We start from the raw sequence: 9993 nt of genomic DNA on the forward strand, positions 1-9993 counted from the left end.
CCCGCGAGTCTCAGGCCGTCGCGAGCGCCCAGTCCTCCGCGTGCTCGCGCTGCTCGCGAGCGGTGCCGAAGAGCCGGCCGAGGGAGTGCGCGCGCTTGAAGATCAGGTGCGCGTCGTGCTCCCACGTGATCGCGATGCCGCCGTGCAGCTGGATCGTCTCGGCGGCGACGTGTTCGAGCGCCTCGGAGCACGTCGCCTTCGCGATGGTCGCGAGCTCGAAGCGGTCGGCGGCTCCGGTGGCGAGAGCATCGGATGCTGCGCGCGACGCGGTGCGTGCGACCTCCACCTGCACGTGCATGTCCGCCAGGCGGTGCTTGATCGCCTGGAACGACCCGATCGCGCGTCCGAACTGCACCCGCTGCTTCGCGTATGCCACGGTCTCGTCGAGGGCGCGGGCGGCGGTTCCCGCCTGTACCGCGCTGATCGCCGCGAGCGCGAGCGCACGCACGGTCTCCAGGACGCCCGGGTCGACGGCCCCGAGGGGTCGCGCCGTCACCGCGTCGAAGCGCAGCGTGCCCAGGCGCAGGGTCTGGTCCATTGTCGGAGTGTCCTCGCGGACCACGGCCTCGGCGTCGATCACCTCGAACAGGCGCGGGCCGTCGGAGGTCTGAGCGACCACGAGCAGCACGTCGGCGGTGGCGCCGTCGAGGACGAACCCGCTCGCGCCGCTGAGCTGCCAGCCCTCGCGGTCCTCTGCGTGGATGTCGACCTGCTCCGGGGCGAAGCGTCCGTCGGGAGCGGCCCAGGCGAGAGCGGCTGACGATGATCCCTCGGCGATGCCGGGGAGCAGCCGGGCGGCGGCATCCGCATCGCCGGTGGCCAGGATCGCCTGCGCCGCGATCGCGACCGAGCCGAGATACGGGGAGGGGGCGAGCGAGTAGCCGATCTCCTCCAACACGAGCTGCGCCTCACGGAGAGTGAAGTCCGCGCCGCCGAACTCCTCGGGGATCGCCATGCCGGCGATGCCGATCTCCTCGCACAGCAGGCGCCACAGGTCGGTGTCGAAGCGCTCGGTGCTCGCTATGGCACGACGGGTCGCCGCGCTGTCGGCACGCTGGCTCAGGATGCCGCGCACCAGGGCCACCAGCTCCTGCTGATCCTCATCGGGTTCGAATGACATCACCGCTCCTTCGGGAGGATATCGCGGGCGATCCGTGCCCGGTGGAACGCCGGGGTGCCCCAGGCTGCAGACAATGCCGGGGCGAGGCCGAGCCAGATGCGCAGGGTGTGCTCGGCGGTGTAGCCGATCGCCCCGTGCACCTGCAGCGAGGTGCGGGCGGCGAGCAGCGCGGCATCACCGGCGGCGACCTTCGCGGCCGATATCGCCCGATCCTCGTCGGGTTCGTCGACACGCAGGGCGGCGTTCCACACGAGCGGACGGGCGAAGCTCAGGGCGATGCGCACATCCGCGAGCTGGTGCTTGAGCGCCTGGAACTCGCCGATCGGGCGGCCGAACTGCTCACGCACCTTCGCGTACGACACCGCTTCCGCCAGCATCCGCTCTCCGGCGCCGACCAGAGTGGCCGCGGCGGCGAGGCTCGCCTCGTTGAGAGCCGCCTCCAGCGCGCCGGGGCCGAGGGGTGTCGCGTCGCCGGTCGGGGTGAGGCGGGCGAGACGCCGGGTCGGGGCGACCGAGGTCAGCTCCTCTCCGATCTCGCCGCGATGCAGGGCGCCGTCGCGCACGAGGTACCGGTGCGATGCGATGGTCGCGTCGAGGGCAGCCGGGGCCGTGCCGTCGACCGCGGCGGTCGCGATGGCTCCGGCGGCGAGGTCGGCCCTCGTGTCGTCGTCGACCAGGGCGGGCAGCAGGGCGACCGTCTCGAGGTACGGCCCGGGAACGCCGTGGTACCCGAGACGCTCGAACACGACGACGAGGTCGCTCAGCGTTCCGCCGAAGCCGCCCGCGTCCTCGCTCACCCGCAACCCGAGCAGGCCGAGCTCGGCGAACTGCTCCCACAGGGCGAGGCCCGGGGCGGTGTCGCCGTCGGCCCAGCTGCGGGCCACATCCGCGCCGCCGGCCCCGTCGACGATCTCATCGATGGCCTCGGCGAACGCGACCTGTTCTTCGGTGGGCAGGAACCGCATCATGCGCGCCTTCCGTCTCCGCCGCGGGGGAGTCCGAGGATCCGCTCCGCGATGATGTTGCGCTGGACCTCGTTCGTCCCCGCGTAGATGGGGCCGGCGAGAGAGAACTGGTAGTCGTCGACCCAGCATCCGCCGTCGACGGCGGACGCGCCCCGCAGCTCGCCCTCGGGGCCGAGGACGCGCAGGGCCGTCTCGTGGATGTGCACGTCGAGTTCGGACCAGAACACCTTGTTGATGCTGCCCTCGGCGCCGACGGATCCGCCCTCGAGCAGGGTGCTGACGGTCTGCCACGTGAAGAGCCGGTACGCCTCCGCGCCGATCCACGCATCGACCACGGCGTCGTCTTCCGACACCGTCCCGTGTGCGGACTGCAGGGCGATCAGACGCTCGGTCGCGGCGAGGAAACGGCCGGGCGCGCGCAGCGAGAGGCCGCGCTCGTTCCCTGCGGTGCTCATCGCCACGCGCCAGCCGTCGCCGGGAGCCCCCAGCACGTCGGCATCGGGCACGAACACGTCGTCGAAGAAGATCTCCGCGAAGCCCGTGGTCCCGTCGAGCTGCGCGATCGCCCGCACGGTGATGCCCTCGGCATCCATCGGGAACAGGAAGTACGTGAGCCCGTGGTGCCGCAGGGCTTCGGGGTCGGAGCGGAAGAGCCCGAAACCGCGATCGGCCCAGACCGCCCGCGAGCTCCAGATCTTCTGACCGTTGAGCACCCAGCCCCCACGGGCCTCATCGCGGCGGGCGGTGCTGCGGATCGCGGCCAGGTCGCTGCCGGCACCCGGTTCCGACCAGGCCTGTGCCCAGATCAGAGAGCCGTCGGTCATCGGGCCGAGGAACCGCTCGTGCTGCTCGGGGGTGCCGTGCTCGAAGAGGATCGGCGCAAGCAGCGAGATGCCGTTCTGGGCGACGCGTGTGGGGGCGCCGGCGCGGTAGTACTCCTCCTCGAAGAGCACCCACTCGGTGATGCCGACGTCGCGGCCGCCGTACTGCTCGGGCCAGGACACGACCGACCATCGGCCGGCGGCGAGCGTCGCCTCCCACTCCCGGTGCGCGGCGAAGCCGGACTCGGTGTCCATCGAGGGCAGCGGGGTCCGCGGGACGTTCTCTGCGAGCCAGGCACGTGCCTCTGCGGCGAACGCCTGCTGCTCGGAGGTCAGGTCGAGGTTCACGGCGTGGCCCCCTTCGTGTCGGCTTTGATCGAGCGCACGTCGACCCCGCCGAGGGAGTCGCCGCCGACCTCGGCGTTGTGCGCGTGTGCGGCGTGATGCAGACCGAAGGCCGAGTCCATTCCGGCCCGCATCCCCTGCAGGTCTTCGGCCTGGTTCACGGCCTTCTTGGTCAGAGCGAGTCCGAGGCGCGGCATCCGTCCGATGCGCTCCGCGATCTCGAGGGTCCGCTCCTCGAGCTCGTCGAGGGGAACGACGTGGTTCACCATGCCGAGCTCGTGCGCGCGGGCGGCCGGCATCCGGTCTCCGGTGTAGAGCATCTCCTTCGCGGCGCGGGGATTGGTCACCCACGGGTGCGCGAAGAACTCGACGCCGGGGATGCCCATCGACACCACAGGGTCCTGGAAGAAGGCATCGTCGGCGGCGATGATGAAGTCGCACGACCAGGCGAGCATGAGACCGCCGGCGATGCACGCGCCCTGCACCATCGCGATGACCGGCTTGGGGATCTCGCGCCAGCGCCGGCACATGCCGAGGTACACCTCAGACTCGCGTGCGAAGCGGGAGTCGACGCCCTGGGCGCCCACGTGGTCCCACCAGATGACGGCCTTGCGTTCGAAGCTCCGGTCGATGTCGCGCTCGGGGGTGCCGATGTCGTGACCCGCGCAGAAGTGCTTGCCATTGCCGCCGAGCACGATGACCTTGACGGTGTCGTCGTCGACGGCGCGGGTGAAGGCGGCGTCGAGCGCGTAGGTGACCCGGGAGTTCTGCGCGTTGCGATACTGAGGGCGGTTCAATCGGATGATCGCTGTCGACCCGCGCACCTCGTAGGTGACCACGGCGTCGGCGGATTCGACGGTCATGACGGGTTCCTCTCTGAACTCCAGCAGTCAACCAAACAATCGCTTGGTTTATTGATACTATACGTGAACGGCAAGCCGAAGACCACGACTCGATGAGGAGCACAGATGGACGCGACGCAGCACGACGCGGATGAGCGGTTCCGTGCCGAGATCCGCGGATGGCTGGACGAGAACCTCACCGGCCGCTTCGCCGATCTGCGCGGCCGCGGAGGCTCCGGACGTGAGCACGAGGACTTCGAGGCACGGCTCGAATGGAACCGCCACATGGCCGCCGCCGGATGGACGTGCGTCGCGTGGCCCGTCGAGCACGGCGGCCGCGGGCTCAGCATCGCGCAGCAGGTCATCTTCCATGAGGAGTACGCCAGAGCGGATGCTCCGGCCAGGGTCACCCACCTCGGGGAGGAGCTGCTCGGACCGACCCTCATCGCCCACGGCACCCCCGAGCAGCAGGCCCGCTTCCTCCCGGGCATCGTCGCGGTCGAGGAGCTCTGGTGCCAGGGATACTCCGAGCCGGGCGCCGGGTCCGACCTCGCCGCCGTGTCGACCAAGGCGCAGCGCGTGGGGGAGGAATGGTCGATCACGGGACAGAAGGTCTGGACCTCGCTCGCGCAGCACGCCGACTGGTGCTTCGTGATCGCGCGTACCGAACCCGGCTCCGCCCGCCACCAGGGGCTGTCGTACCTGCTCGTGCCGATGGATCAGCCGGGCGTCGAGGTGCGGCCGATCCTGCAGCTGACCGCGACCAGCGAGTTCAACGAGGTCTTCTTCGACGATGCCCGCACCGCGGTCGACCTGGTCGTCGGCGGCGAGGGCAACGGGTTCAAGGTCGCCATGGCGACGCTCGGCTTCGAACGTGGCGTGTCAACCCTGGCCCAGCAGATCGCATTCCGCCGGGAGCTGGATGCCGTGATCGACACGGCCACCCGAACCGGCGCGATCGACGACGCCGTGCTCCGCGACCGGCTGGTGCGCGCCCGGATGGAGCTCGAGGTGATCCGCCAGCATGCCCTGCGCACCCTGGGTGGCGAGCAGGGCGACAGTGCCTCGGTGACGAAGCTGCTGTGGTCGAACTGGCACCGCTCGCTGGGTGAGCTCGCGATGGACGTCGCCGGCCCCGCGTCCCTCCTCGTCGGGGCGGACTACGCGCTCGACGACCTGCAGGCCCTGTTCCTGTTCAGTCGTTCCGACACCATCTACGGCGGTTCGGACGAGATCCAACGCAACGTCATCGCCGAGCGCGTGCTCGGCCTGCCCCGAGAGGCCCGCCCATGAGCTCCACCGCCCCCGAGTACGTTCCCGGCCACGGTCTTCTGACCGGCAAGCGCATCGTCATCACCGCCGCCGCGGGTGCCGGCATCGGCCAGGCCGCCGCGATCCGCTGCCTGGAGGAGGGTGCTGCGCTCGTCGTGCTCGGTGACACCCACGCCGGTCGCCTCGCCGAGACGCAGCAGGAGCTCGGCGACCGCTTCGGCGCGGACCGGGTGCGCACGGCCGTGTGCGACGTGACCGTCGAGGACCATATCACCGCCTTCCTCGACCTCGCGGAAGAGGGCGGGCCCATCGATGTCATGATCAACAACGCGGGCCTGGGCGGCTCGGTCTCGATCCTCGACATGACCGACGAGCAGTGGGGCAAGGTCCTCGATGTCACGCTCACCGGCACCTTCCGCTGCATCCGCGCCGTCGGCCGGCGCATGGTCGCCGCCGGTACCGCGGGGGTCATCGTGAACAACGCCTCCGTCATCGGCTGGCGCGCCCAGGTCGAGCAGGCCCACTATGCCGCAGCCAAGGCGGGGGTGATGGCGCTCACCCGCAGTGCCGCGATGGACCTCGCCCCGCACGGCATCCGCGTCAACGCCGTCTCGCCGAGCCTGGCGATGCATCCGTTCCTGGAGAAGGTCACCTCTCCCGAGATGCTCGAGCAGCTCAAGGCCCGCGAGGCGTTCGGGCGGGCGGCGGAACCCTGGGAGGTCGCCAACGTCATGGTGTTCCTCGCCAGCGCATACTCCTCCTATATGACCGGCGAGGTCGTCGCCGTCAGCAGTCAGCACGCGTGAGTTCAGAGAGAAGGAAGAACATGGCAGAGGCATACATCGTCGACGCGGTCCGTTCCCCGGTCGGCAAGCGCGGCGGCTCGCTCTCGGGCATCCATCCGGCCGACCTCGGGGCGCACAGCCTCAAGGCGCTGGTCGAGCGCACGGGCATCGATCCCGGCGCCATCGACGACGTCATCATCGGCGCGACCGACACGATCGGCGGGCAGTCCGGCAACGTCGGGCGCTCGGCCGTGCTGGTCGCCGGCTTCCCCGAGCACGTGCCGGGTGTCACGATCGACCGGCAGTGCGGGTCGAGCCAGCAGGCCGTGCACTTCGCCGCGCAGGCCGTGATGAGCGGCGTGAACGACCTGGTGATCGCGGGTGGGCTGCAGAACATGTCGCAGCTGCCGATCTCGTCGGCCATGGTCGCCGGAGAGGCCTACGGGTTCACGACGCCGTTCGCCGAGTCGCCCGGCTGGCAGGCACGCTACCCCGACCAGGAGATCTCGCAGTTCGTCGGCGCCGAGATGATCGCCGAGAAGTGGGACATCTCCCGCGAGGAGATGGAGCAGTTCGCGCTGGAGAGCCACCAGCGTGCGGCAGTCGCCCAGGACGAGGGCCGCTTCGCGAATGAGATCGCCCCGTTGAACGGACTCGACCACGACGAGGGTGTGCGCCGCGACACCTCGCTCGAGCGCATGGCCGGGTTGCAGACACTGACCCCGGGCGGGCGACTGACCGCGGCCGTGGCCTCGCAGATCAGCGACGCCTCCAGCGCGGTGCTGATCGCGAGCGCGCAGGCCGTGAAGGACCACGGCCTCACCCCGCGGGCGCGCATCCACCACATGTCGGTGCGTGGCGACAGTCCCGTGTTCATGCTCACCGCGCCCATCCCCGCGACGGCCTACGCGATGGAGCGCTCGGGCATGACGCTCGACGACATCGACCTGTTCGAGGTCAACGAGGCCTTCGCCTCGGTCGTGCTCGCCTGGCAGCAGGAGACCGGGGTGCCCCGCGAGAAGCTCAACGTCAACGGCGGCGGCATCGCGCTCGGACACCCGATCGGCGCGACCGGCACCCGGCTGATGACGACCTTGCTGAACGAGCTGGAGCGCACCGGCGGCCGCTACGGCATGCAGGTCATGTGCGAGGGCGGCGGTCTGGCGAACGCCACGATCATCGAGCGCCTCTGACGCGGGTGTCGAGAACGGGCCGCCCCTCCGCGAGGGGCGGCCCGTTCTCGTCGTGCTCAGTCGATCAGGCAGGATGCCGCGGCGCGCAGCTGCGCGACGGCGTCCCGCACCACACGGTCGACGAGCTCCTCGCAGCTGGGCAGGTCGTCGATCATGCCGACCACCTGACCGGCCGCGAGCATCCCGGCGTGGGTGTCCCCGTCGACGAGACCGGCCTTGAGCAGCATCGGGGTGTTCGCGGCGAGGGTCATCTGCGCCCACGAGCGCCCGGTCGCCTTCTTCATCGAGACAGCATCCTTCACCATCTGCGGCCAGCTCAGCCCCGACATCTTCTTGAACTCGAGGGAGCGCCGCAGCGTCGGCCCGAGTCGCGTGAGAGCGTTGCCGCCTTCGAGGCCTTCGACGAACTCGGTGCGCAGCAGCCGGTGCGGCATGCCGTCGGCCTTGGTCGTCACGACGGTGCCGTCCAGACCGAAGCCGAGGTAACGCTGCTTGATCGCCTCGGGCACCGAACTGTCGCTCGTGAGCAGGAAGCGGGTCCCCATGCCCACCCCCGCGGCACCGTAGGCGAGTGCGGCGGCGAGGCCGCGGCCGTCATGGAAACCGCCGGCCGCGATCACCGGGATGTCGACCGCGGCGACCACCGAGGGCAGCAGGATCGAGGTGGGTACGGCGCCGGTGTGGCCGCCGCCCTCTCCGCCCTGGACCATCACCGCGTCCGCGCCCCACGCCGCCACCTTCTCGGCATGACGCACCGCGCCGATCGAGGGGATCACGACCACGCCGTTGTCCTTGAGGCGTTCGATCAGTTCGCGGCGGGGAGCGAGGGCGAAGCTCGCGACCTTCACCCCGTGCCGGATCAACAGCTCGACACGCTCGGTCGCGTCGCCGGCATCCGCACGCAGGTTCACTCCGAAGGGGCGATCGGTGCGCTCGGCGACCTCGATGATTTGCCGCTCGAGCTCGTCGTACGTCATGGTCGCCGACGCGAGGATGCCGAGGGCGCCGGCTTCCGCAGTGGCGGAGACCAGGCGGGCTCCGGCGACCCACCCCATGCCGGTCTGCACGATCGGGTGGTCGACGCCGGTGAGTCGCGTGAGCGGTGTGGCGAGTTGCGGGGGAGTCGTCATGATGCGGTCACCTCTCGGTCGCGGAGTGCGCGCGGGTCCAGTCGCTCGCGCACGAGGCGGAGCTCTTCGTCGGTGGGAAGCCGGGTCTCGGAGACGCCGGCGGGGATGTGCAGGGGGAAGTCGGTGGCATCGACGACCCGGTCGAGTGTCACGCCCGGATGAAGGCTCGCGAGCGCGACCGCACCGTCCGGTCCGGTGAAGTCGAGCACGGCGAGGTCGGTGACGATGCGGCGAAGATCCTGGAACCGGTCGGCGCCGTTCGCCCGCGCGCGAGCCGGACCGACCCCCGTCACCACATCGACCTGATCCACGAACACGCGGGGACCGTGCCGGGCGATCCAATAGCTGGTGGCGTGGTTGACCGTGTTGGTGGCCGCCGCGCGGGCACCGAGCAGCTGCCGGGTGGGGTGTTCGCGGTCGCCGATCGCCGAGAGGTTCTGGTTCCCGTGCCGGTCGATCTGGGCTGCTCCCATGACCACGTGCCGACGACCCCGGGCGATCAGCTCGAACAGCCGCGCGTACGGGAACGGCGCCTCCGGCTCGCGGAAGGGCTCGTCGACGGCCGGGGTGTCGGCATGCAGCGTCGCCTCACCGTCGCTGAGCAGGAGCTCGGGCGCGTGGGTCAGCCGAGCGAGCCGTGCGCCGATGGTCGGGACGACGCCCACCGTGCTCGCGAGGATCGCGCCCGCCCCGCGGAACAGGTCGCTGCAGGCGACGACGGCGACCTCGGCGCGGGTGGCGGTCATGATGCCGCCTCGGCGTGGAAGGCGGCCACGCCCGCGCGGTAGGCGTCATCGTCGACGTCGAGGAACCGGGCGCGGAAGTCGGCCCAGGCGCTGGGCGACGCGGCGGCCTCCACGTACGCCCGTTGCAGCCGCTCATCGCGGGAGGAGTGCGGAGGGTGCGCAGTGAACCCGGCTCCGCCCGGCGACGCGACGATCAGGTCGGTGAGCGTGCGGTCGAGGACGGATGCCGTGGGCCCGGCATCCGCGAGCAGCTCGGCGGTGTCCACCACGGCTTCGACACTGACCACGGTGCGCGCCGCCGCCCCCGCGAACAGGTCGTCGAAGAAGAGGTCGGGGCCGAGGCAGACGGCCGTGCCCGCGGCATCCGCGCGGTCGAGGTGGAGCACCGCGAGATCGAGGGGCACGGCGGGCATCGCGACCAGCACCTCCGCGTCGGCGTAGGGGGAGGTGATCGTCTGGATGTCCGGGTTGCGGGTCACGGCGTCCGAGCCCGCTCCGGACCGGGTGATCTCGAACGGGAGTCGCCGGGAGGCGGCCCGGAGTCCGGCGACCAGCATCCCCTCGTCGTACTCGACGTTGCGCACGGAACCGGACTGGCGGGCGGCCGCGAAGTGCGGATCGATCGCGATGCTGTCGAGCGACACGAAGCCGTGCGCCACCTCGGCCGCCTGCCCGGTGGCGCACAGGATGCCGACGTCGGGGCCGCCGAAGCTGACGATGCGCAGGTCGCGAGCGCCCGACCGCACGATCTGGCGCACCAGCGCCATCGGCTTG

10 protein-coding genes are annotated in these 9993 nt (G+C 70.9%); 3 read left to right on the top strand and 7 right to left on the bottom strand.

From position 1 onward, the window contains the following. Positions 1–10 precede the first annotated feature (10 nt). From GZ67_RS0113930 to GZ67_RS0113945, 4 genes are read right to left on the bottom strand one after another with little or no spacing between them, the layout of a single operon-like run. On the bottom strand, positions 11–1120 hold the full coding sequence (locus tag GZ67_RS0113930; RefSeq protein ID WP_051662544.1) for an acyl-CoA dehydrogenase family protein: 1110 nt from the start codon (positions 1118–1120) through the stop codon (positions 11–13). Then, positions 1120–2085, bottom strand: coding sequence for an acyl-CoA dehydrogenase family protein (locus GZ67_RS0113935; RefSeq protein WP_029262104.1), 966 nt, complete (start codon positions 2083–2085; stop codon positions 1120–1122). Before GZ67_RS0113935 ends, GZ67_RS0113930 begins: the two co-directional genes overlap by 1 nt. Further along, entirely contained in the window at positions 2085–3254 is a 1170-nt protein-coding gene (locus tag GZ67_RS0113940; protein ID WP_029262105.1) for an acyl-CoA dehydrogenase family protein, read from the bottom strand. The genes GZ67_RS0113935 and GZ67_RS0113940 overlap by 1 nt, the downstream gene beginning before the upstream one ends. Further along, complete coding sequence (locus GZ67_RS0113945; protein ID WP_029262106.1) at positions 3251–4114, bottom strand: enoyl-CoA hydratase; 864 nt, start codon at positions 4112–4114, stop codon at positions 3251–3253. The genes GZ67_RS0113940 and GZ67_RS0113945 overlap by 4 nt, the downstream gene beginning before the upstream one ends. Before the next feature lie 105 nt (positions 4115–4219). On the opposite strand from GZ67_RS0113945, the gene GZ67_RS0113950 reads away from it, so the two are divergent. The 3 genes from GZ67_RS0113950 to GZ67_RS0113960 are packed head-to-tail and all read left to right on the top strand — an operon-like array spanning position 4220 to position 7343. Then, positions 4220–5386: an acyl-CoA dehydrogenase family protein gene (locus tag GZ67_RS0113950; protein ID WP_029262107.1), complete on the top strand. Its 1167-nt coding sequence runs from the start codon at positions 4220–4222 to the stop codon at positions 5384–5386. Beyond that, positions 5383–6171 (top strand): SDR family oxidoreductase, encoded by a 789-nt coding sequence (locus GZ67_RS0113955; RefSeq protein ID WP_029262108.1) that lies wholly within the window; start codon positions 5383–5385, stop codon positions 6169–6171. Before GZ67_RS0113950 ends, GZ67_RS0113955 begins: the two co-directional genes overlap by 4 nt. A gap of 20 nt (positions 6172–6191) precedes the next feature. Beyond that, positions 6192–7343: an acetyl-CoA C-acetyltransferase gene (locus GZ67_RS0113960; protein WP_029262109.1), complete on the top strand. Its 1152-nt coding sequence runs from the start codon at positions 6192–6194 to the stop codon at positions 7341–7343. 56 nt (positions 7344–7399) lie between these two features. Here the strand turns inward: GZ67_RS0113960 and GZ67_RS0113965 are convergent, their stop codons facing one another. The 3 genes from GZ67_RS0113965 to GZ67_RS19860 form a co-directional block, all read right to left on the bottom strand. Beyond that, complete coding sequence (locus GZ67_RS0113965) at positions 7400–8473, bottom strand: NAD(P)H-dependent flavin oxidoreductase (protein WP_029262110.1); 1074 nt, start codon at positions 8471–8473, stop codon at positions 7400–7402. Beyond that, on the bottom strand, positions 8470–9219 hold the full coding sequence (locus tag GZ67_RS0113970; protein ID WP_029262111.1) for a CoA-transferase subunit beta: 750 nt from the start codon (positions 9217–9219) through the stop codon (positions 8470–8472). The genes GZ67_RS0113965 and GZ67_RS0113970 overlap by 4 nt, the downstream gene beginning before the upstream one ends. After that, on the bottom strand, positions 9216–9993 hold a 778-nt coding region (locus GZ67_RS19860), incomplete at its 5' end, for a CoA transferase subunit A (protein WP_442922250.1). The genes GZ67_RS0113970 and GZ67_RS19860, both read right to left, overlap by 4 nt.

The sequence above is a fragment of the Microbacterium sp. Cr-K20 genome (assembly GCF_000708325.1).
Classification (GTDB): Bacteria; Actinomycetota; Actinomycetes; order Actinomycetales; family Microbacteriaceae; genus Microbacterium.

What these genes read in the sequence shown, in the direction of transcription:
- GZ67_RS0113960 (WP_029262109.1), top strand. Translation starts at nt 6,192, where the DNA reads ATGGCAGAGGCATACATCGTCGACGCGGTCCGTTCCCCGGTCGGCAAG.
- GZ67_RS0113965 (WP_029262110.1), bottom strand. Translation starts at nt 8,473, where the DNA reads ATGACGACTCCCCCGCAACTCGCCACACCGCTCACGCGACTCACCGGC.
- GZ67_RS0113970 (WP_029262111.1), bottom strand. Translation starts at nt 9,219, where the DNA reads ATGACCGCCACCCGCGCCGAGGTCGCCGTCGTCGCCTGCAGCGACCTG.
- GZ67_RS0113955 (WP_029262108.1), top strand. Translation starts at nt 5,383, where the DNA reads ATGAGCTCCACCGCCCCCGAGTACGTTCCCGGCCACGGTCTTCTGACC.
- GZ67_RS0113930 (WP_051662544.1), bottom strand. Translation starts at nt 1,120, where the DNA reads ATGTCATTCGAACCCGATGAGGATCAGCAGGAGCTGGTGGCCCTGGTG.
- GZ67_RS0113945 (WP_029262106.1), bottom strand. Translation starts at nt 4,114, where the DNA reads ATGACCGTCGAATCCGCCGACGCCGTGGTCACCTACGAGGTGCGCGGG.
- GZ67_RS0113950 (WP_029262107.1), top strand. Translation starts at nt 4,220, where the DNA reads ATGGACGCGACGCAGCACGACGCGGATGAGCGGTTCCGTGCCGAGATC.
- GZ67_RS0113935 (WP_029262104.1), bottom strand. Translation starts at nt 2,085, where the DNA reads ATGCGGTTCCTGCCCACCGAAGAACAGGTCGCGTTCGCCGAGGCCATC.